A 22,082-nucleotide genomic window follows, 5' to 3' on the forward strand; every position below is an offset into this window, starting at 1 on the left:
GCCGGGTCCAGTGCCCGGCGCGTTTCTATCACTTAACGACCGCATGGCGTTTTCGCCCGAGGGAAAGCCGGAGAGGGGACGTTTGTACCGACACCACAAGATCAAGGTCTTCAACGACCTCCCCGTCGATCCGCACCCCACGACCGGCGATTGCCCTCCTTGCCTCACTCTTCGACGATGACAGTCCCGTACGGACGAGGAGATCGACGAGAGCGACGCCAGCGGATCGTTCCTCATCATCAAGCTGAAGTGTAGGCAGTCCCTGCGCGGCCTCACCATGTTCGAACGTCTGCCTCGCAGTCGCCGCAGCCTCCCTCGCTGAATCTCCCCCGTGCGCGAGGCAGGTGGCTTCATGGGCAAGACGTTCCTTTACCGCATTGAGTTCTGCGCCCTCCGCCCGGCCGAGGCGCTCGATCTCGTCCATCGGCAGGTCGGTGAACAGCTTGAGGAAGCGCACGACATCGGCATCTTCCGTGTTGCGCCAGAACTGCCAGTAGTCGTAGGGCGACAAGCGGTCCTCATTCAGCCATACGGCTCCGGCGGCCGTCTTGCCCATCTTGACACCTGAAGACGTGGTGAGAAGCGGTGCTGTCATCCCGAAGACCTCTTGTCCCTCGGTTCGCCGCACCAGTTCGATACCATTTATGATGTTGCCCCATTGATCGGCTCCGCCCATTTGCAGACGGCAGCCTGTGCGGCGAGATAATTCAAGAAAATCGAAGGCCTGGAGGATCATGTAGTTGAACTCCAGGAAGCTCAGGTTCTCCTGCTTCTCTAGCCTCGACTTGACGCTGTCGAAGGAGAGCATCCGGTTGACCGAGAAATGCTTGCCGACATCCCTCAGCATGTCGATCCAGCGGATGTTGTCCAGCCAGTTGGCGTTGTTGACCATCACCGCATCCGTAGGTCCGTCACCGAAGACGAGAAGGCGGTCGAAGACCTTTCTAATCCCCTCAATATTGCTGGCGATCTGATCGTCCGTCAGCATTGGACGCACTTCAGAGCGAAAGCTTGGATCGCCAATACGTGTAGTACCGCCACCAATGAGAACGATGGGCTTGTGGCCCGCTTTCTGGAGTCGGCGCAGGGCCATGATCGGGAGAAGGTGGCCGACATGCAAGCTGTCGGCGGTTGCATCGAAACCTACGTACGCAGGCACAATCCCTGCCTCGAAGGCAGCATCGATGCCAGCAAGGTCCGTCGCCTGATTTACGAACCCGCGTTCGAGCAGCGTCCTCAGCACCGACGAACGCGGCTGGAAGTGGTCAGTGATAGTCTCTGAGTGTGTCACGAGAAGTCTCCTGGTGTTGCCGCCAGGGGTTCTCCAGAATGAACAAAGCCGCCTGACGGCGGCTGGTTTCAAAGCATGATCGAAACGCGCCGCTCCTTATGGGAACGTCGCATAATAGGTTGCAGCGGTGAGCGCAGTCTTGATCATGCGCCGCTCATATAGGAGTTTCGCTGTCTCTGCAAGCAAGGCCCTATGACCGCTTTGGGCCGGAAGCAGCCATCTCTTCGACTATTTCCAATGCCAGCCGTGAAATGTCATCGCCGAGTGTCCCTCAGGTCAGCACTCCAATTTTGCGGCCCCTTCCCGGTCTCGACCGCGCTCTTCCTCGAATATCGCCAGCGGGCGCTGCGCGGCGAAATCGGCCGCGACGCCAAGGTGGAGCTGCTGCTGCCGGACGGCACGACCTATCCGAAGAAGGGGACCATCAATTTCGTCTCCAGCGACGTCTCGGCAGGCACCGACACGATCACCGTCCGGGCCGAGTTCGAAAACCCGACTATCTCCTGCTCGACGGCACGCTTGTTCGGGTCACGCTCAAGCAGACCGACAAGCACGAGGTTCTGGCGGTGCCGCACCAGGCGATCCAGCGCGACCAGCAGTAGACGCGCAGGGGCCGCGGTAGCACTTTGAATTGCTGCATGTTTTCATTCCCTATACGAAGGAAACTTGCAGCAGCAACTCAACGGACGGCGCCCACGATATGGGCCTGGATGCGCCGTTCGATCATCCCGCTCCCGAAGCGCTTCCTCAGCGCCTCCGCCACCTCCTCCGTGACCGCGGCCAGCGCCGAAGCGTCGCGTTCCTCGATCTCGCTGCGGACGGGCGTGCCCTGGCAGAAGCCGGTCGCGGCATCGGAAGCGGATATGGGGCCGTTCCTCTTCTCGAGCGTTTCGAGCGTGATGTCGTGAAAGCCGGCGGCCACCAGATCGGCGCGGATGATTTTCGGGTCCGCATATCCGTGCGGCACGCGGCGCATGAAGCTCGGCGGGTTCTCCTGGAACTGCGCTGCCAGCGCCTCCACGGCCGCATGCGCAAGCTCGTTTGCCTCCACCCTGTCCCAGACGTTGAAGAGGAAGCGCCCGCCGGGTTTCAGCACGCGCCGCGCCTCTCGGTAGGCTTTCACCCGGTCCGGAAAGAACATCACGCCGAACTGGCAGAGCACGACATCGAAGCTTTCGTCGTCGAAGGGCAGCGCCATGGCGTCCGCCTGCTGCCAGACGATCCGTTCGTCATCGCCCAGCCTGGCATGCGCGACATCCAGCATCGGCTGGTTGAGATCGGTCACGACGAACTGCGCTTCGACATCGAGCTTGGGCGCCAGCATCCGGGTCACAACGCCGGTGCCGGCGGCGATTTCAAGTACATCAAGGGGCTTGAGCTGCGCTACCCGCTCGGCCAAGTCTTTCGCATAGGGCTCGAAGATCAGCGGCACCATTAGCCGCTCGTAAAGCTCGGGTATCGCTCCCGCAAAGACCTTGTCCGCTTCCGCCATGCTCCCCTCCCGCGTCGGTGAGTGGCGCCCTCCGATGACGCCGCTTTCGCAAGAGTAAGATACAACCTTGCGCCGCATTTCCGAAGCGGTGCGAACGAGACGGTGAATAGCAACATGATTACCGCCTCTTGCGAGCACTTGCGATCGTCCGACAGATTGCCTCACCCCGCGTCAGGAGGAAGCTGCCTCACCGATACCCCGTCGGATCGGCCGGCTTGCCGTCCTCCATCACCTCGTCCATGTAGCGCCAGCAATCCGGCCGGGAGCCGTCGAGGTCGGTGAAGCCGTAGATGTGGGCGAGCCCGCCGCTTGATAGCGACTGGCCGTTGAAGCGGGACTTCTCCGGATCGGCGGCAAGCGCCGCGACAGCCCGGCCGACGAAGCGCGGGCTTTCGGAAATGACGAAATGCGGCTGATAGGCCGTGGCGTCGTGCCAGTTCTCCTCCGTCACCTTGAAGGCCTCGAGCATCATTTCCGAGCGCAGCCAGCCGGGGGTGACCGAGACCGCCGTGGCGCCGTGGGGCTCGAGGTCCTTGGCATGCGCCCAGGCCATGCGGTTCGCCGAGATCTTGGCGAGGTCGTAGAAGGGCGAGAGCCGGTAGTGATCGGCATTGTATTGCGCCGTGCCGTCGGTCACCTCGACCAGCAGCCCGCCCGGTCGCTCGATCAGGAGCGGCAGCGCGTAATGGGCGGTGATCAGATGCGTGTCGATCGCCAGCCGCAGGATCCTCAGGCCGTTCTCGAGATTGTGATCCCAGACCGGCTTATTCCATTCGAAGAGCTTCTCGCCGCCCCAGATGTCGTTGACGAGGATGTCGAGCCTTCCCTCCTTGCGACGGATGCGATCGACGAGCGCCTGCACCGCCGTCGGCTGCAGGTGGTCCACCTGGACGGCGATCCCCTTGCCGCCCGCGGCCGTCGCGAGCTCCGCCGTTTCCTCGATCGTCTCGGGTCGCTGGTATTCCGACGGCTGCGCCCGCGTCGTCCGCCCCGTGACATAGACCGTCGCGCCCGCGGCGCCGAGTTCCACCGCAATGCCGCGGCCGGCACCGCGCGTTGCGCCCGCGACCAGCGCCACCTTGCCTTCAAGCGTCATGGCATCCTCCCTGAGAAATCCCTCTGGCCTTGATCGGCACACACATATATATAAACGCTTATTCGGTTATAAATAAAGGTCAAAAATGCCACGCCCCAAAACTCTGCCAAACGAAGAGGTGCTCGACGCGGCCCTCAACCTCATGCGCAAGGAGGGGCCGGATGCCCTCACCTTCGCGGCCCTCTCGGCCGCCTGCGGCCTTTCCCCCTCGACCCTGGTGCAGCGTTTCGTAACCAAATCGGGCCTCATCCAGGCGGCCTTGCTGCAGGCCTGGGACCGGCTTGACCGGCTGACGGCGGAGCTGGCAGCCGCCGCGCCGAAGACCCCGGCGGGCGCCGTCGCCCTGCTTATTGGGCTCTCCGGCGACTACGGCGGCATCGAAAGCTACGCGGACGATCTCCTGATCCTCCGCGAGGACCTGCGCGACCCGCTGCTGCGCGCCCGCGGCGCGGCTTGGCGCGACGTGCTTTCCGCGGCGCTCGACGAGCGTTTCGCGCGTGTTCCGGCCGCCCCCACCGGCATCGGCCTGATGATGGCCGCCCAATGGCAGGGCGCGCTCCTCTGGTGGAGCTTCGATCCGCGCATGCCGGTCACCGATTTCGTCAAGCAAAGCCTCGAGCACTTCGTCGCGGCTTTCACGGTGGAGCGGGAAACGCATTGAGCTGACGATGGCCTTCACGGCGGATGAATCGCGAAGACTCCCCTTTTCTCTTCGCGCTGGCGCGCTATGCTGATTGCGAAACGCAACCAATCATTATAGGCACGCCCATGGCTCTCACTCTCTATCTCCACCCGCTCGCCTCCTTCTGCCACAAGGTGCTGATCGCGCTCTATGAGGCCGGAACGCCCTTCGAGGCGCGGATCGTCGATCTCATGGACCCGCAGGAGAATGCCCGCTACCTCGAGGTCTGGCCGGTCGGCAAGATCCCGGTGCTGCACGATGGCGCTGAGAACCGGATCGTGCCGGAAACCTCGGTCATCATCGAATATCTCGATCGCCATTATCCCGGCAAAGAACCGCTGATCCCGCGCGACGAGACGCTGGCGCTCGAGGCGCGGCTGTGGGACCGCTTCTTCGATCTCTACATCCACGTCCCGATGCAGAAGATCGTCACCGACACGCTGCGCGCTTCCGGTGAGAACGACCGTCGCGGTGTCGCCGACGCCCGCGCGTCGCTCGCAACCGCCTATGATCTGGCCGAACGCCATCTCACCGACCGGCGCTTTGCCGTCGGCGAGGCCTTCACCATCGCCGATTGCGCCGCCGCACCCGCGCTCTTCTATGCCGGCATCGTCGAGCCCTTCAGCGGCACGCATCCGAATCTTTCGGCCTATTTCGAGCGGCTGCTCGAGCGCCCTTCTTTCCAGCGCACGCTCGCCGAGGCGAGACCCTATTTCGATATGTTCCCTTACAAGGACGCGATGCCGGCACGCTTTCTTTGACCCTTTCGGCGGGACGCCGCTTGCGTTCGCGGCCATGCCGGCTACCCTCTCCGGCGACAACCACGCAAGGGAGCGAGACAATGGAATATCGTCTGCTCGGCCGCTCCGGCCTGAAAGTCTCGACCGTCACCATGGGAACGATGACCATCGGCGGCGGCGGCAAATTCGCACAGGTCGGCAGTGTCGGGGTCGAGGAGGCGCGCCGCTATGTCGACCTCTGCCTCGATGCCGGCGTCAACCTGATCGACACCGCCGATATCTATTCGACCGGCACCTGCGAGGAAATCCTAGGCGAGGTACTGGGCGGCAAGCGCAAGAACGGCGTGCTTCTCGCCACCAAGGCGCGCTTCTCCATGGGCCCGGGTCCGAATGACGGCGGCCTGTCGCGCCAGCACCTGATCAGCGCTTGCGAGGCGAGCCTCAAGCGGCTGAAGACCGACGTCATCGACCTTTACCAGGTCCACGAATGGGATGGCCAGACGCCGCTCGAGGAAACGATGGAAGCGCTCGACACGCTCGTGCGCCAGGGCAAGGTGCGCTACATCGGCTGCTCCAACTATTCCGGCTGGCACATCATGAAGGCGCTCGGCATCAGCGCGCTGGAACACCGCCAGCGCTTCGTCAGCCAGCAGATCCACTATACGCTGGAGGCCCGCGAGGCCGAATACGAGCTGGTTCCAATCTCGATCGACCAGGGCCTCGGCATCCTCGTCTGGAGCCCGCTCGCCGGCGGCCTCCTTTCCGGAAAGCACCGCCGCGGCCAGTCACCGGAAGGCACCCGCCAGTTTGCCGGCTGGAACGAGCCGCCGATCCGCGACGAGGAACGGCTCTGGAAGATCGTCGACATGCTGGTGGCGATCGCCGCCGAGCGCAACGTCTCGCCTGCGCAGGTGGCGCTCGCCTGGCTGATCGGCCGCAAGGCGGTCACCTCGGTCATCATCGGCGGCCGCACCGAGGCGCAGTTCCGCGACAATCTCGCCGCCGCCAGCCTCAAGCTCACCGACGAGGAACGCGAACTGCTCGACGCCGTCAGCCTGCCGCCGGTCATCTATCCCTATTGGCACCAGCTCTGGACCGCCAAGGACCGGCTCGGCGCCGCCGATCTGTCGCTGCTCGGGCCGCATGTTTGAGCGGGAGCGGTGACTGCTTCTCGACTGCAGCAGTGTTGGATTACCCCCTCTGCCCTGCCGGGCATCTCCCCCACAAGGGGGGAGATCGGCAAGCGGCAATGTGTCGCTCAACTTTCAGAGCTGAAATTCTGACGGTGCATTCGCCGACCTAGCATCATTGCGCTCACTCTCGGGCAGGTCTTCGCTTCTGGCCGATCTCCCCCCTTGTGGGGGAGATGCCCGGCAGGGCAGAGGGGGGTGCGCCTCCGAGCCATATTGTCAGCGTCCCCCGAACACCGCTCGCTCCAGGCGAGGCGCGAGCGACTCAGCGTAGGGCGTCGCGATATGGTGGCGGTCGCGGAAGGTGAGCTTGCCGTCGACGACCGCGGGGCATGTTGTCCTGTTGCAGAACAGATCAACCACATCGACATAAGACGCATGCGTCTCCACGGCGGCCTTTCTTTCCGCGGCGGGGATGGTTTCCTCCACCGCCTCGCGGCGCGGCGTGTCGCAGACGGTCGGGCTCTTCTGCTGCCACAGGGCGCGCGCCACGCATTTGTCGAGATAGGATTTGTGCACCGGCACGTCGCGCAGGAGCACGACGTCGCTGCCGGCGCGTTCTAGCGTCTCGACCGAGCGCCTGATGCCTTTCTCCCAATCCCGCACATCCATCTGGTGGCTGGATACGAAGTTGATGTCGTTCTTCACATAACTCGACGAATATTGCGAAAGGATCACCACATCCGGCTTCAGCGCCGCGATCTCGCCGAACGCCCGGCGCTTCCAGGCGTCGCATTCGTCATAGTTCCGCATCAGCACGCCGTTCCAGGTCGGCACATCCGCCGCCGGGCAGGACGACTTCAGATAGGTGACGAGCCGCCAGCCGTTCCTTTCGGCGATCTTCTTCAGCGGCGTCGACCAATGGTCGGCATGGGAGTCGCCGAGGAGGACGACGGTCTTCTTCGGCTTGGCGGCGCCGAATTCGCATGCCTTCGGCTGCACCGCTTCCCTTTCGAGCACGCAGGCCGAATCGAATTCACGCGCCGCCGATTTGCGTTCGGCGCTTTGCTGGATCTGTCGCTGCTCCCCATCGAGGCTGTAGCCGGCCAGGGCGGCGCTGCCATAGGCGAGCGTCGTGCCCGCCCCTGTAAGCAACGCGGCGAGCCCCAGCGAGCGTCCGGTCCTCGCTGCCAGCCAGCCGTTGTGGCGGATCGGATTTTCGATGAAGTGATAGCTAAAGAGCGACAGGGCGAGCGTAACCGCCAGGCACAGAAGCCGGTCGACGAGCGAAAGCTCCGGTTCGATGATGCCCGCATAGACGATGACCGGCCAGTGCCAAAGATAGAGCGAATAGGAGAGCTTTCCGATCTCCTGCAGCGGCCTAAGCGCGAGGACGGACTTCGGGCCTGCCGCTCCCTCATGGGCGCCGCTCAGGAGCAGAAGCACCGTGCCGAGAACCGGCACGAGCGCGATCGAGCCCGGAAAAGGTATTTCCTCCGTCACGGCCAGATAGGCGGTGACGATCAGAAAGAGCCCGAGCCAGCCGAGGGCAGGCGCAAAGCGAGAGCGCCGCGCCCATTGCTGCGGCAGCGCCATCGAAGCAAGCCCCCCGCAGGCAAATTCCCAGGCGCGCAGGGGCGAGAAATAGAAGGCCCAAGGCTGCGACACGGCCGTCATGTGCCAGCAGAGTGCGAAGGAGACGGCGGCGACTAGGGCGAGAAGGAAGAAAAGACCGCCCTTCCCCGGCCGCAGCCGCGCGAGGATCAGCAGCAGCGCGGGCCAGACGAGATAGAACTGCTCCTCGACCGAGAGCGACCAGAAGTGGATGAAGGGATTGTTCGAGGCGTCCGAGGCAAAGTAGTCGACCGTCCACCTAATCAGCCAGAGGTTGATCATATAGGCCGAGGCGAACAGCGATCCCTTGGAATAGAACTGCTGCTCGGACGGCGCGAGGATGAAATAGCCGACGAGCAGCGTGGTCAGGATGGCGAAGAGCGAGGCCGGAAGCAGCCGGCGGGCGCGGCGGGCGTAGAAGCGCCAGAGATCGACAGTGCCGCTTCTCGCAATCTCCTGTTGCAGGTGCCTGGTGATCAGAAAGCCGGAAATGACGAAGAAGATGTCGACGCCGACGAATCCGCCCGGCAAGCTGGTCATTCCGAAGTGGAAGGCGATGACACCCGAAACTGCCAAGGCGCGCAGGCCTTCGATATCCGGACGAAAATTTCCTGAAGTCGCTGGTGTACTCATACGCACAACGCCCCGTCCTAGAGCACTTGCAGTCGGGTCATGTCACCCGACGTCGCGCAAATGCGGCAATGAACAGATGGAGCGGCGTCGCAAACGCATCCCGCTCCGGTTCCGGCCGGCCGAAGGGTATCAGCAAACCGGAAAACAAAGCTCCCTGATGCGCCGCAGCAATCTTGCTGCAGCGCGGCGGAACGGGGCGAGATACTGGTTCAGAATATGGCCTCAATAAGGGGCCGGCGGTTGAAAGGCTCGCGCAACGGCTGACGCGGGGCCTCAGAGAGGCGACGCGGCGCTTCGTTTCCGAAGGCCGCAAGGGCCGCCACGCTCATAGAATATCGAGTTACGCCAAGGACTTCAGCTGAAACCCTCGACTGAAGTAGCAGCTAAACGAGTGGCGCGCCCGGCCAAGGCCTTCATGATTTGTGGAAAACTGCCGATCAGGCGGCTTTCGCCATCCCGCCGCGAATCAACTCGCCCAGCCGGCGGATGCCTTCGTCGATCATCCTGTCGTTGGCGCAGGAGAAGCTCAGGCGCAGAGTGTTCACACCGGAACCGTCGGCGAAGAAGGCGCGGCCGGGAACGAAGGCCACTTTCGCGCTCTGGATCGACTTGGCCAGGAGTTCGGCGCCGTCCGTGCCGTTCGGCAGCGTGACCCAGACGAACATGCCACCCTCCGGCTTGGTCCAGGTGACGCCGGCCGGCATGTATCTTTCGAGCGCCGCGAGCATCGTGTCGCGGCGGTGCTTGTAGACCTTGTGGACCTTCGCCACCTGCTCGTCGAAGCCGCGTTCGGCGACGGTGCAGATCGCCATCTGGTTGATGGTCGAGGAATGAAGGTCGGCCGCCTGCTTCAGGAGCACCAGCTTGCGGATCACCGGCTCTGCCGCGCAGACCCAGCCGACGCGCAGCCCCGGCGCCAGCGTCTTCGAAAAGCTGCCGCAATAGATTGTCCGGGCATTGTTGATGTCGCCCCTGCGGGCGATCTCCAGCGCCAGGATCGGCGGGATCGCCTCTCCGTCATAGCGCAGCGACTGGTAGGCGGCATCCTCGATCACCGGGATATCGAGCTCCTCGGCAAGGTCCAGCACCCGCTCACGGCCGGCGCGGTCGACCGTTTCGCCGGTCGGATTGGCGAAATCGGCCGAGAGATAGGCGAACTTCACCCGGCCGCCCGCCTCGGCTGCCGCCTGGATATAGGCTTGCGGCGTGCGGTTGCCGCCGGGGTTCAGCTGGTCGTAGTTCGGCTCATAGGCGTTGAAGGCCTGCAGCGCGCCAAGATAGGTCGGCCAGGTGACGAGCGCCGTATCCTTGGGCGAGAGAAACAGCTTGCCGAGATAGTCGAGCCCCTGCTGCGAGCCGGAGGTGATGAAGATGTTATCGACGGTCGCGGGAATGCCGAGCGCCGTCATCTGCTTGGCAAGCCATTCGCGCAGCGGCCGGTATCCCTCGCTGACGGAATATTGCAGGGCGGCACTGACCGCCGGCCCGCCGAAGATTTCCGCATAGGCCTGGGCGAACTCCGCTTGCGGAAAGAGCTCGGGATCGGGAATGCCGCCAGCGAAGGAGATGATGTCCGGACGGTCGAGCAGTTTCAAGAGCTCGCGTATTTCCGAAGCCTTCATCCGGCTGGAGCGCGTTGCGAAAATACTTTCCCAATTGAACATGCGGCCCTCCTCTTGGCGTGGGCCGGAGATGATCACAGCGCGCGATTTATGTCAATATTGCTGACCTATATTGCGATCCCCGCCGTCGTGAGGAAGAGGGCAAATCGCCGCCGCGGCATGGCGACTATTGCGGAACGGGAGCCTGGCAGGTTCGGTTGGTATTCAAGGCGATCGGGCCGGGATCAGGCTGCGGAGGCTCACACTCAATCTTCACGCCGACGATGTCGTCCCATCCTTTTATGATGACGTCTCGCGCCCTTTCCTGTTCCTGGATGCTCGGAAAGGCCGGGTCCGAGGCGCCGCGATCACGCTCGATTTGCCGCAGCCTCTCGCGCCAATCAACAGGTATCGCACCTTTGCGCATCAGGTCCGCGCGGCGGATCGGCTCACAATGGCCCGCCAGCCAGGCAAGTTGCGCCTCGTCGGAGTAGAGGTGCTCCATCCACAGCCGGGCGGCGTTCGGATGCGGAGCAAAGGCACTGATCGCCTGGACATAGACACCGGCAATGTTGCCCGTCTTGGGTCTGACGACCTCGATCCTGGTTTTCCCCTTGAGGCGGTCGCGATCACCGAGCGCGAGATACTCCCAGCGGATGAGGATCGGTGTGCGGCCGTCTACGAGTGTGTCGGTGCTACCGACGAGCGGAACGAAGTTGCCTTTGCTGTTGAGATCGGCGAAGAACCTCAGCCCCAGCCTCGCAGCTTCTTCGACGTTTCGGTCCGTTATGGAGAGGCCCGCGGCGTAAACACCGAGGATGGCCTGGTTCGAAGCGAGGTCGCCGGCAAGCGCGACTGCGTTCCTGTAGTCAGGCGAAGCGAGATCGGCCCAATCCCGCGGCATCGTCGAGACCCGGTCCGCATTGATCTCGAAAACGAGCACCCCGTAGTAGTCGCCATACCAATGACCGTCCGCATCCTTGACGGCGTCCGGGATCGTGTCCCAGGTGGAAACCTTGTAGGGCTGCAGCAAGCCGTCTTTTTTTGCGGGTGGGCCGAAGGAGATGCCGACATCGATCACATCCGGTCTCTCTGGGCCGGCCCCGATCCCCGCCTTAATCGCCTCGATCTGTTCTTCCGATCCCGCCTGAGGCTTCAGTTCGTTGACCGCCAAACCGTATTTCGCCTTGAAACCATCGATGATGCCGCCGTAGCCGCACCAGTCGCGGGGCAAGGCAATGACGTTGAGCTGTCCTTCCTCCCTGGCGGCGGTAACCAGTTCGTCCATCGAGCCGGCGGAAGCCACTGCCGCGCATGTCAGGACCGCGAGCGCCGCAGCCGGCGCCACCAGGTTTCTCGCTCTCCACTCCCATTTCATCGCCACGCCCTCCACGGTTCGGGCACCATTGCACCCAGTCTTACCAAACCTGCGCGGACCGCGAAAAACCGCACCTCCGCCCGCTGGCTCAACGAACGACGGCCAGCCCTGCCTTATGCAATCCATCGAGGAAGTGCTCGTACTGGGCTGGTTCTGCATACGGAGTCAGCATCCGCCAGTAGTGTGCGAGGTTGGTCGTCACGTTCGCCATGATGTCCGGAATCAGGGCACGTGCTTCCTGGTTGCGGCCAAGCTGGCCTAGGATGGCCAGCAGCACGACCCGGTTAAAGTATCCCCGGCGGAGCGAAACCCCTCGTTCCGAAGACCGCAACGCCTCGTCGTAATTGGCGAGATGGTAATGCGCGAGCGCGAGCCGATCGAGAAACAGATACGTCAGCGGATCGTGCGGGCTGAGCCTTAGTGCCGTGTGAAGGGAATCGAGCGCTTCTGCGCATTGACCAGTGTAGATCCGGGCCCATCCCAAGCCCAAATGAGCGAGCGCGAGATTCGGATTGAGGTCGACCGCGCGCTGCGCCTCGGCGACCGCCGCGTGTGCCCGCTGCCCGACAAAATGGGCAAGGCACATTGCATAGTGGGAATAGGGATCGCGATCATCCAGGGCGACAGCGCGCTCGGCCGCGGCTCGGAGCTCGGCACCATCGCGATCGACGGCGGCGCTGAAACCATGGAAACATTGTGCATATAGGGCGCGGGCAAGCATCATGTGCGCTCGACCGAAGTCTGGATCGAGAGCAATCGCCCGACGATGCCAGGCGATCGCTTCCTTGAAGTGCTCGGCGGTGTCCTGCGCGTTATGCAGCCACGTGCCGCGCATGTGGCATTCGTAGGCGTCGAGATTGTCCGTTCCGCACGACAGCGCGCGGCGGCTTTCGCCAATTAGGATTTCGGGCTCGATGGCGCCGACGATGCTCTGGGCGAGCTCGTCCTGAATGGCAAAAATGTCGCCGATCTCGCGGTCATAGCGCTGTGCCCAGAGGTGCACGCCGGTGTTCGTCTCGACAAGTTGGCCGGAGACGCGCAAGCGGGTACCCGCTTTGCGCACGCTCCCCTCCACAATGTAGCGCACGCCGAGCTCACGACCGATCTGCTTTGCGTCGATGGCGCGCCCCTTATAGGCGAACGAGGAGTTTCGAGCGACCACGAAGAACCAGCGATAAAGTGAAAGCGCCGTGATGATGTCTTCTGTCAGACCGTCGGCGAAATATTCCTGCTCCGGGTCGCCCGACATGTTGACGAAGGGAAGTACCGCAATCGACGGCTTGTCTGGTAGCGTAAGCGGGCCGCCCAGTACGGCCGCCTCGGCCGAGTCCTCCGGACGCCAATCGAGTCCGAAGACCGCCACCGGCCGGGGGATGTTCTTGAGCTTGCGGTCGCCCAGCCGGACCATTGGAGAGCCGAGCTTGCCCTCGATCTGATCGCGCAATGCGCCCGAAACGCAGATACCGCCGGGCTGTGCAACCTCCTGCAGCCGCGCCGCAACGTTGACGCCGTCGCCGAGCAGATTGGTGCCTTCCACGACGACGTCGCCGAGATGGAGGCCGATGCGGAACTCCATTCGCCGATCCGGCGCAAGATCGGCATTGCGGCGCCTCAATATCCGCTGGATCGCAACGGCGGCGCGCGCCCCTTGCACGGCGCTCTGGAACTCTGCCACGACGCTGTCGCCGGCGGATGCGAATATGCGCCCGCCGTGCTCGCCCACAAGGTCGGCGATGATGGACCCATAAGTCCGCAGCTGCTCGAGGACGCCTTCCTCGTTCGCAGCGACGAGCCGGCTGTAGCCGGCCACGTCAGCGGCAAGGATCACTGCGAGCTTGCGTTCCACGAGAAGAGCCGCTCCTGCGGCACCTGGCCAGGATGTTTCAAGGGTAGCTTAAATACGAAATCCGGAGAAGCGCGAAATGCCAGCTGGACCAAGGTGAGGTTGTGTTCCGGCGGGCCCAATCGGCGCTTCGCGAAAGCGATCTGGCATCGGTCAACGACCGACGCTGCCTCGTCCGCGCATGACCCATCGAATGGCGGCGGCGATCGCCAGGCCGAGCAGCGGCCAGCGCGCCCAAAATTCTCCGCTCCAGCTAAGAAGGTTGATCGTGACGATGGCGAGCCCGGCCACGGCGAGCGTGGCAAATCCGCGGTCCACCCGTGAGGTCCTGATCCAGAGCAATGCTGCGGTGAGCCCGATCCCGAAGAGCGGCCATACCGCCCAGAATTCGCCTCGCCACGAAAGAAGGTTTATGGCGACGACACCAGCGGCAACCATGGCGAGCACCATATAAGCCCGAGAATGTCGGCGGATGGGTGCAGCGGCGGCCGGCTGCAGCGGCTGCGGCTGCCGCCCGAAGACGGGGTCGGCCGTCGGCGCGGCCCGATCTTCCCCGGCGCCGATCCGAACCGCATAGCTCGGAACGCCGCCCTCGATGTTCTTGACCTCGAGCTGCCCGAGAAAGTCGAATCCGACCGCTACCTTGTTGCGTACCTGATCATAGACGGTGTTGGAAATGACGACGCCACCGGCGGGTGCGGATGCCTGAAGCCGGGCGGCGATGTTGACGCCGTCGCCGTAGATGTCGTTGCCTTCGGCAATCACGTCGCCGAGGTTGATGCCGATGCGAAAGAACATCCGCGCCGCGCTTGGCAGCCCGGCGTTCAGTCCGGCCAGTTCGCTCTGGACATCGACGGCCGACCTCACCGCCTCCACCACGCTCGGGAACTCGGCAATCAGCCCGTCGCCCCAGGTGTTGACGACCCGGCCCCCATGCGAGGCGATAAGACGCGCCATGGCATCGCGGTATTGCTTGAGGGTGGCCAGCGTCCCCTCTTCATCCGCCCCCATCAGGCGCGAATAGTCCTGGACGTCGGCACAGAAGATGGTTGTCAGCTTGCGACGCGTTTCGGACATGGCCCTTGATCCTCGCTCGGTCACAGCGCCAGGGCACAACCCGTAGATTGTAGACCCGTTGCACGATTCGCCACTCGAATCCAGTTCGCCTCCAGCATACAGAGTGCAGGCTGTTCCGGCGACTCCGCAGGACACCGGATGCGCAAAGGCGCCAACGCGTGGCATTATCCTCCGACATGCCCGGAACGATGCTGAAGGCCCGGCCCGCAGGAGGACGATATGACGACCATCGATGACGGCACCGCCCGGTTTTACCGCGACAGCGCCGCCGCCTATGCGCGCCGTGCCCGCCGGTCGCCCGCGAGGCGGCTCGATGAGTTCCTGGCGCGGCTGAACCCTGGCGCCGCCGTGCTGGAGATCGGCTGCGGCGGTGGTCAGGACAGCGCCTATATGATCGCCCGCGGCTTCGACGTCACGCCGACGGACGGATCGCCGGAACTGGCGGCCGAGGCCGAACGCCTGCTCGGTCGGCCCGTCGGCGTGGTCCGCTTCGAAGGGCTTTCCTGGCGGGAGCGGTTCGATGGCATCTGGGCGGAGGCCTGCCTGCTGCATGTGCCGCGTACGGCCCTTCCGGACGTGCTCACCCGCCTCCTCCGGGCTCTCAAGTTCGGTGGCGTGCTGCATGCAAGCTTCAAGGCCGGCGGTGGCGAGGGTCGCGATGACTTCGGCCGCTACTACAACTATCCCTCGCACGACTGGCTTCTGCGGCAGTTCGAGGAGACGGGCTGGAGGGCGGTCGAAATCACCGAAGCCGACGGCGGCGGCTATGACGGCAGGCCGACGCGCTGGCTGCATGTGGCGGCCGAGAAGCCGGATCTCCGAAATCGGCTACGGTGCCTGGGGCATCGGCAATAGCGGCTGGCAGGGCGCCAAGGACGAGGAGTCCGCGCGAGCCCTCAACCGCGCAATCGACCTCGGGCTGAACTTCATTCGACACCGCCCTCGGCTACGGCGACGGCCACAGCGAAAGACTGGTCGGCAAGCTGCTGCGCGAACGGTCGGAGACCATCCACGTCGCGACAAAGATTCCGCCGAAGAACCGGATATGGCCGGCTCGACCAGGCACGCCGGTGGAGGACGGCTTTCCGGCCGATCACGTCATCGCCTCGACCGAGACAAGCCTGCGCAATCTCGGCGTCGAGACGATCGACGTACAGCAGTTCCATGTCTGGTCGGACGAGTGGGTCGGCCGCGGCGACTGGCTGGCGGCGGTCGAGCGCCTGAAGCGCGACGGCAAGATCCGCTTTTTCGGCGTCTCGATCAACGACTACGAACCGCACAATGCCCTGAAGCTGATCGAAAGCGGTGTGGTCGACACTGTTCAGGTGATCTACAACGTCTTCGAGCAGGCGCCCGAAGAGCAGCTGTTTCCGGCCTGCGAACGCCACAAGGTCGGCGTCATCGTCCGCGTCGCGCTCGACGAGGGCGGCCTGACCGGTCAAATTCGTGCCGATACGGTTTTCCCGGAAGGCGATTTTCGCCAGAACTACTTCCGCGGCGAGCGCAAGCGCGACGTCGAGGAGCGCGTCCGAAAGATCGTCGAGGACCTGGAGATCGCACCCGACGGGCTCGCAGAAACGGCACTCCGCTTCGTGCTCAGCCACCCCGCCGTATCGACGGTCATTCCCGGCATGCGCTCCGTCCGCAATGTCGAGCGCAACTGCGCGATCGGCGACGGAGGCGGGCTGCCGCAGGCACAACGCGAGAAACTGCGGGCGCACAGATGGCCGCGTAATTTCTACGGCGCCTGACGGCTCCCGGAACGGAACCGCCCGACGGCGGTTTGGCCCCTGCGTATCGCAGAAAGCGATGGCATTGGAGGTTACATATGTTCAAGAAACTGTTGGTTGCAGCCGCGATCTCGACGGCCTGCGTGTCCCCGGCTCTCGCCCAGGCCGATCTCGTCTGCGACCAGGCGGGCATGACCAAGCTCGAAACGGACGTGGGTCAGATCACCGACTCGGGCCGCAAGGAGATGGCGCAGAAAGAACTGACCATGGCCAAGGAAGCTTTGGCGGCTAATGACCAGGAGAAGTGCAAAACCCATATGGCCAACGCCATGAAGGGCAAAGATCCTATGTGATTCTGCGCCGCCTCGTGCCGCACCATCAGTCGCGTTCCGTCACCGCAAATGAGAAAGCCGAGGCACGATGCCCCGGCTTCTCCAGCCTTGGGAGGTAAGGCTTTAGAGCGAGATCCGCTCACATTCGTTCGCGCCCCCCGCTCTATCGTTTTTGCCGCATTTGTGCGACGTCAGGTGATTCCACCTGACTGCAAAATGCTTTAGTTCTTCGCCTTGTCGACCAGCTTGTTCTTGCCGATCCAGGGCATCATGCCGCGCAGCTTGGCGCCGACTTCCTCGATCTGGTGGGCGTCGTTGACGCGGCGGATACCCTTGAAGCGGGCAGCACCCGAACGATATTCCTGCATCCATTCCGAGGTGAACTTGCCGGTCTGGATGTCCTTAAGCACGCGCTTCATCTCGGCCTTGGTCTCTTCCGTGATGATGCGCGGGCCGGTGACGTATTCGCCCCACTCGGCCGTGTTGGAGATCGAGTAGTTCATGTTGGCGATGCCGCCTTCATAGATCAGGTCGACGATCAGCTTCACTTCGTGCAGGCACTCGAAATAGGCCATTTCCGGTGCGTAGCCGGCCTCGACCAGCGTTTCGAAACCGGCGCGGATGAGCTCGACCAGACCACCGCAGAGAACGACCTGCTCGCCGAAGAGGTCGGTTTCGCACTCTTCCTTGAAGTTGGTTTCGATGATGCCGGAGCGGCCGCCGCCGACGCCGCAGGCGTAGGAGAGCGCGAGGTCAAGTGCATTGCCGGAAGCGTTCTGGTGAACGGCGACAAGGCAGGGTACGCCGCCGCCCTTCTGGTATTCGCCGCGAACCGTGTGGCCCGGGCCCTTCGGCGCGATCATGACGACGTCGACGGAAGCCTTCGGCTCGATCAGGCCGAAGTGAACATTGAGGCCGTGGGCGAAGGCGATCGCCGCGCCGTCGCGGATGTTGCCGGCGATTTCGGCCTTGTAGATGTCGGCCTGGAGCTCGTCCGGGGTCGCCATCATCATCAGGTCGGCCCAGGCGGCAGCCTCGGCAACCGTCATGACCTTGAACCCGTCGGCTTCGGCCTTCTTTGCCGTGGCGGAGCCGGCCTTCAGCGCGATGGCGACATTCTGTGCGCCGGAATCTTTGAGGTTCAGCGCATGGGCGCGGCCCTGCGAGCCGTAGCCGATGATGGCGACCTTCTTCGACTTGATGAGGTTGAGATCGGCATCACGATCGTAATAGACGCGCATTGAACTTTCCTTCCCTTTGCTTGTCCGTTTCCCTTTGACGGTCCGCAGTTCGGCCGCCGTTACACCTTTCTGCCGTAAAGGGTGAGAAAGGCGTCGACCGCCCGCTCCGCCCTCAGGCCGAAATTCTTCTTCAGGCCGCCCGGATCCTCGCCGAGCAGCATGCGCAAATGCCAGTCGGAGACGACCAGCCCATAGAGCGCGCCATAGGCCTCCTCCGCATCGCCGAAGGCAAGAAAACCCGCCTTGCGGCCCGCCTCGAGCAGTGCCCCGGCCCTGCGGCCGATCTGCCGGCGCCCGCGCTCCTCGAGCAGACGGCCGAGCTTGGAGCCCTCGCGGCTTGCCTGGCCGATCGCCAGCCGGTTGAGCGCCAGCGACACGTCGCCTGCCAACACGTCGAGCAGGTCCTTGGCAAAGGCGACAAGATGCGCCTTGAGGCTTGCCGCGTCCAGCACCCCGCCAGAAACGTCGAGCGTCCTGACTTTGCTTGCCTGGAAGGCGATCATCGCCGAAAGCAGCCCGTCGCGGTCGCCGAACCACTTGTAGAGGCTCTCCTTGGAGCAGTTCGCCGCGCGCGCAACGCCGGCGGTGGTCAGCGCTCGCTCGCCGCCATCGACAAGCAGACGCAGCGCCTGTTCGAGCACGGCACCCTGACGCTCCGTCAGGCCGCTTCCGCTACTGCTCCGCTTGATCGTTTCGACGCCTTGCACTTCGCTGCCGCTCCATCAGTACCGTACGGTACGGTTCGCCGTTTTAGTGAGATGGTCGCTGGCCGTCAAGCCCAATTCTGCCGATGCGAAACAGGCTCCTGCTATCAACATTGTCGGATTGCAGCATCGACCTGCCCCGGCAGCGGTAAATGATTACGAAAATATAATGATCCCGACGCTGTTCCCTCGCCCCGTTCGCCTTTATTTTGAAAGGAGAAAATCCGCCGGCGGAAAGCCATTGTGCCGATGAGCAAGACAGCGAAGACGATCAGACAGGAAGCGCCGGCTGCGGCGCCGAACGTCACCCTGATGCCGAGCCCGGCCCTACCCGTCCGCCGCAACCGACGCTGGCGCCTGGTATTCGCCGTGCCGGTTCTAATCGCTGTGCTCGGCGCCGGCTATTATGCCTGGAGTCAATACGGCGCGCAGCCCGAGACCGCGATGATCACGCAAGCCGTGACCCGCGGCGACATTGAAGACAGCGTCACCGCCGTCGGCACGCTCGATGCCATCAAGTCGGTCGATGCCGGTGCGCAGGTCTCTGGCCAGCTGAAATCGCTGCATGTCGAGATTGGCGACAAGGTCGAGGCGAGCCAGCTCGTCGCCGAGATCGATCCCGCCTCGATCGAAAACAGGATCGAGATCGACGAGGCGGAGCTTGCCCATCTCGAGGCCCAGCTCGTCTCGACGAAGGCGCAGCTGGTGCTGAAGGAAGCGAATATCGAGCGGCAGCGCAGTCTCGTCGCGACGAAGAGCGTTTCGCAATCGACGCTCGACCAGGCAATCGCGGATCACACCGCCGCTCAAGCCGACGTAAAGGCGATCGAGGCGCAGATCCGCAAGCAGAAGGCGACGCTCGCCGGCGACAAGGTCGACCTCGGCTACACCAAGATCTACGCGCCGATGGCCGGGACGATCGTCGCCAACCCGGCCAAGGAAGGCCAGACCCTCAATGCCAACCAGACGACACCGACGATCGTCACGATCGCCGATCTCTCGACGATGACCGTCAAGGCCCAGGTGTCGGAAGCCGACGTCGGCAAGCTGAAGATCGGCATGGATGCCTACTTCACCCTGCTCGGCCAGCCGGGCAAGCGCTTCACCGGCAAGCTGCGGCAGATCCAGCCGATGCCGGACACGGAAAACAACGTCGTCCTCTATTACGCGCTCTTCGACGTTCCCAATCCGACCGGCGAACTGATGATGTCGATGAGCGCCCAGGTCTTCTTCGTCGAGGCTGCCGCCAAGGACGTTCTTGTCGTGCCCAGCGCCGCCATCCGCACGGCGCGCGGCGATGGTGGAGGCAAACCGGGGACCGAAGTGACCGTGCTTACCCGGTCGGGCGCCACCGAAACCCGCCCGGTCGAAGTCGGCATCCGCAATCGCGTCAGCGCGGAGATCGTCAGCGGCCTGAAGGAGGGGGAGAGCGTCGTCGTCGACTCGGATTCAGGTTCGTCCGGCAGCAGCCAGCGCAGCACGCGAACGCGCGGCATGCGCATGCCGCCGATGTTCTGAAGACGCCGATGCAGCCCCTCATCTCGCTCCGGAACGTCAGCAAGACCTATTTCAACGGCGACCTCGCCGTCGAGGTCCTGCATGATATCTCGCTCGACATCGAGGCGGGCGAGTTCGTGGCGATCATTGGTCAGTCCGGCTCCGGCAAATCGACCTTGATGAATATTCTCGGCTGCCTCGACCAGCCGACCGCAGGCGAATACCTGATCGAAGGCGAAAGGGTCTCCGGCTTCAACGGCGACGAACTCGCAGCGCTGCGCCGGCGCACCTTCGGCTTCGTCTTCCAGGCCTACAACCTGATCCCCACCGCGAGCGCCCAGGAGAATGTCGAGGTGCCGGCCGTCTATGCCGGTGTGCCGGCCCATGGCCGGCGCGAGCGTGCCGAGGCGCTGTTGAGATCGCTCAACCTCGGCGAGCGGCTCGACCACCGGCCGAGCCAACTTTCCGGGGGGCAGCAGCAGCGCGTCTCGATCGCCCGCGCCCTGATGAACGGCGGCCGCGTCATCCTCGCCGACGAACCCACCGGTGCGCTCGACAGCCAGAGCGGTCGCGACGTGATGGCGCTCCTGCGCGAGATGAACGACAAGGGCCACACGATCGTCGTCATCACCCATTCGCGCGAGGTGGCGGAACAGGCCGACCGGCTGATCGAGATCCGCGACGGCCGCATCATCGCCGATCGCGCCAAGAAGGGCCGGAGCAATCCGGAAGCGGCTTTCGGCCTTGCGCAGCGCACGCGCGAGGGCCTTGCCGCGCTCGCCGACGTCTCGGAAGCGGTCAAGATGGCGATGCGGGCGCTGCGGGCAAACCTCTTCCGCACGATCCTGACGCTGCTCGGCATCGTCATCGGCGTCGGCTCCGTCGTCGCCATGCTGGCGATCGGCACCGGCGCGCAGGATTCGGTGCTGAGCCGCATTTCCTCCATGGGCTCCGACCTCTTGCTGGTGCGCCCCAGCATGGCCAATTTCCGCGGCAGCGCCGGCGGCAGCAACGTCACGCTCGTACCGGCGGATGCCGACGCCATCCTCGAACTGCCGAATGTCGCCTTCGCCGTTCCGGAGATGACGAGTACCGTGACGCTCAGGCGCGGCAATATCGACTATCAGACGACCGCCAACGGAACCGTGCCGCAGTTCACGGCAGCGAAATCCTGGCCGATCGGACGCGGCGAGTTCATCAACCGCGACGACATGGAGGGCTATGCGCCAGTCACGGTCCTCGGCCAAACGGTGGTGAGGACGCTCTTCCCCGACGGCTCCGATCCGATCGGTCAATTTGTGCTCGTCAACAAGATCCCCTTCCAGGTGATCGGCGTGATGAGCGAAATGGGCGCCAGCGCCGGCGGCAACGATCAGGACGACGTCGTCCTCGTGCCGCTCACCACCGGCAGCATGCGCATATTCGGCCAGCGCAACATCCGCACCATCACCGTCAAGGTGAAGGACGCCGCGGCCATAGACCTGACTCAGGAACGCATCCAGGCCCTGCTCAACGAGCGCCACAAGAAGGAAGACACGCAGATCACCAACATGTCCTCCGTGCGCGAGGCCTTCACCGAGACCTCGAACACGATGAAGCTCTTCCTCGGCTCCGTTGCAGCGATATCGCTTCTCGTGGGCGGCATCGGGGTGATGAACATCATGCTGGTCAGCGTCAGCGAGCGAACCCGCGAAATCGGCGTGCGCATGGCGACCGGCGCCCGCCAGCGAGACATACTCGTCCAATTCATCGTCGAGGCGCTGGTCGTCTCCGCCATCGGCGGCGCGATCGGCATCGTTGCCGGCCTTGGCACCGCTTACGTCGCCCGCACCTTCGGCATGCCCGTCAGCTTCACCGCCGGTCCGGTGGCGCTGGCCTTTGCCTGCGCCTTTTTGACGGGCCTGCTTTTCGGTTTCCTGCCGGCCCGCAATGCCTCACGCCTGCAGCCCGCCGTGGCGCTGAGTGCCGATTGAAGAGCGTGTCACTGCACCGGACGGTGCC

General features: G+C 63.8%; 18 protein-coding genes and 1 pseudogene. 9 read left to right on the plus strand and 10 right to left on the minus strand.

The genetic code is table 11. The features are described 5' to 3' along the window. Positions 1 to 28: 28 nt before the first annotated feature. Positions 29 to 1,291 (minus strand): tyrosine--tRNA ligase, encoded by a 1,263-nt coding sequence (gene tyrS / locus SS05631_RS09940; RefSeq protein ID WP_244412267.1) that lies wholly within the window; start codon positions 1,289 to 1,291, stop codon positions 29 to 31. Between the two features lie 300 nt (positions 1,292 to 1,591). Here tyrS and SS05631_RS09945 point away from each other — a divergent pair. Further along, positions 1,592 to 1,890, plus strand: a pseudogene (locus SS05631_RS09945) (efflux RND transporter periplasmic adaptor subunit); the annotation flags it as partial. 80 nt (positions 1,891 to 1,970) lie between these two features. On the opposite strand, the gene SS05631_RS09950 reads toward SS05631_RS09945, so the two are convergent. Together SS05631_RS09950 and SS05631_RS09955 are read right to left on the minus strand one after the other, a co-directional pair. Continuing rightward, on the minus strand, positions 1,971 to 2,783 hold the full coding sequence (locus SS05631_RS09950) for a methyltransferase domain-containing protein (protein ID WP_037423328.1): 813 nt from the start codon (positions 2,781 to 2,783) through the stop codon (positions 1,971 to 1,973). Positions 2,784 to 2,970: 187 nt separating this feature from the next. After that, the gene (locus SS05631_RS09955; RefSeq protein ID WP_037423326.1) at positions 2,971 to 3,879 is read right to left on the minus strand and encodes an SDR family oxidoreductase; all 909 of its coding nucleotides are present in this window, start codon (positions 3,877 to 3,879) and stop codon (positions 2,971 to 2,973) included. 85 nt (positions 3,880 to 3,964) lie between these two features. On the opposite strand from SS05631_RS09955, the gene SS05631_RS09960 reads away from it, so the two are divergent. The 3 genes from SS05631_RS09960 (at position 3,965) to SS05631_RS09970 (ending at position 6,452) form a co-directional block, all read left to right on the plus strand. Further along, a complete protein-coding gene (locus tag SS05631_RS09960; RefSeq protein WP_037423322.1) occupies positions 3,965 to 4,540 on the plus strand; it encodes a TetR family transcriptional regulator in 576 nt (191 codons plus the stop codon). Positions 4,541 to 4,647: 107 nt separating this feature from the next. After that, a complete protein-coding gene (locus SS05631_RS09965; RefSeq protein ID WP_037423343.1) occupies positions 4,648 to 5,322 on the plus strand; it encodes a glutathione S-transferase family protein in 675 nt (224 codons plus the stop codon). 80 nt (positions 5,323 to 5,402) lie between these two features. Further along, on the plus strand, positions 5,403 to 6,452 hold the full coding sequence (locus tag SS05631_RS09970) for an aldo/keto reductase (protein ID WP_037423320.1): 1,050 nt from the start codon (positions 5,403 to 5,405) through the stop codon (positions 6,450 to 6,452). A gap of 258 nt (positions 6,453 to 6,710) precedes the next feature. Here the strand turns inward: SS05631_RS09970 and SS05631_RS09980 are convergent, their stop codons facing one another. The 5 genes from SS05631_RS09980 to SS05631_RS10000 form a co-directional block, all read right to left on the minus strand. Further along, a complete protein-coding gene (locus SS05631_RS09980) occupies positions 6,711 to 8,678 on the minus strand; it encodes an acyltransferase family protein (protein ID WP_037423317.1) in 1,968 nt (655 codons plus the stop codon). 437 nt (positions 8,679 to 9,115) lie between these two features. After that, positions 9,116 to 10,342, minus strand: coding sequence for a PLP-dependent aminotransferase family protein (locus SS05631_RS09985; RefSeq protein WP_037423314.1), 1,227 nt, complete (start codon positions 10,340 to 10,342; stop codon positions 9,116 to 9,118). Positions 10,343 to 10,466: 124 nt separating this feature from the next. Beyond that, positions 10,467 to 11,657 carry an ABC transporter substrate-binding protein gene (locus tag SS05631_RS09990; protein WP_083854212.1) on the minus strand — a complete coding sequence of 397 codons (1,191 nt, stop codon included), beginning with the start codon at positions 11,655 to 11,657 and terminating at the stop codon, positions 10,467 to 10,469. 88 nt (positions 11,658 to 11,745) lie between these two features. After that, positions 11,746 to 13,503, minus strand: coding sequence for an adenylate/guanylate cyclase domain-containing protein (locus tag SS05631_RS09995; RefSeq protein ID WP_037423311.1), 1,758 nt, complete (start codon positions 13,501 to 13,503; stop codon positions 11,746 to 11,748). Positions 13,504 to 13,653: 150 nt separating this feature from the next. Then, the gene (locus tag SS05631_RS10000) at positions 13,654 to 14,577 is read right to left on the minus strand and encodes an adenylate/guanylate cyclase domain-containing protein (RefSeq protein ID WP_037423309.1); all 924 of its coding nucleotides are present in this window, start codon (positions 14,575 to 14,577) and stop codon (positions 13,654 to 13,656) included. Positions 14,578 to 14,796: 219 nt separating this feature from the next. On the opposite strand from SS05631_RS10000, the gene SS05631_RS10005 reads away from it, so the two are divergent. The 3 genes from SS05631_RS10005 (at position 14,797) to SS05631_RS10015 (ending at position 16,660) form a co-directional block, all read left to right on the plus strand. Further along, positions 14,797 to 15,432: a class I SAM-dependent methyltransferase gene (locus SS05631_RS10005; protein ID WP_037423306.1), complete on the plus strand. Its 636-nt coding sequence runs from the start codon at positions 14,797 to 14,799 to the stop codon at positions 15,430 to 15,432. 131 nt (positions 15,433 to 15,563) lie between these two features. After that, complete coding sequence (locus SS05631_RS10010) at positions 15,564 to 16,328, plus strand: aldo/keto reductase (protein ID WP_244412269.1); 765 nt, start codon at positions 15,564 to 15,566, stop codon at positions 16,326 to 16,328. Positions 16,329 to 16,405: 77 nt separating this feature from the next. Further along, entirely contained in the window at positions 16,406 to 16,660 is a 255-nt protein-coding gene (locus SS05631_RS10015; RefSeq protein ID WP_037423304.1) for a hypothetical protein, read from the plus strand. 200 nt (positions 16,661 to 16,860) lie between these two features. Here SS05631_RS10015 and ilvC read toward each other — a convergent pair whose 3' ends face one another. Further along, positions 16,861 to 17,880, minus strand: a complete 1,020-nt coding sequence (ilvC, locus tag SS05631_RS10020) for a ketol-acid reductoisomerase (protein ID WP_037386668.1) — start codon at positions 17,878 to 17,880, stop codon at positions 16,861 to 16,863. Between the two features lie 59 nt (positions 17,881 to 17,939). Continuing rightward, positions 17,940 to 18,587 carry a TetR/AcrR family transcriptional regulator gene (locus SS05631_RS10025; protein ID WP_037423301.1) on the minus strand — a complete coding sequence of 216 codons (648 nt, stop codon included), beginning with the start codon at positions 18,585 to 18,587 and terminating at the stop codon, positions 17,940 to 17,942. Between the two features lie 246 nt (positions 18,588 to 18,833). On the opposite strand from SS05631_RS10025, the gene macA reads away from it, so the two are divergent. Together macA and SS05631_RS10035 are read left to right on the plus strand one after the other, a co-directional pair. Beyond that, positions 18,834 to 20,102 (plus strand): macrolide transporter subunit MacA, encoded by a 1,269-nt coding sequence (gene macA / locus SS05631_RS10030; protein ID WP_095677968.1) that lies wholly within the window; start codon positions 18,834 to 18,836, stop codon positions 20,100 to 20,102. Positions 20,103 to 20,110: 8 nt separating this feature from the next. Then, positions 20,111 to 22,054 carry a MacB family efflux pump subunit gene (locus tag SS05631_RS10035; protein WP_037423295.1) on the plus strand — a complete coding sequence of 648 codons (1,944 nt, stop codon included), beginning with the start codon at positions 20,111 to 20,113 and terminating at the stop codon, positions 22,052 to 22,054. Positions 22,055 to 22,082 lie beyond the last annotated feature (28 nt).

Origin of the sequence: Sinorhizobium sp. CCBAU 05631, assembly GCF_002288505.1 — a bacterium.
Classification (GTDB): Bacteria; Pseudomonadota; Alphaproteobacteria; order Rhizobiales; family Rhizobiaceae; genus Sinorhizobium; species Sinorhizobium fredii_C.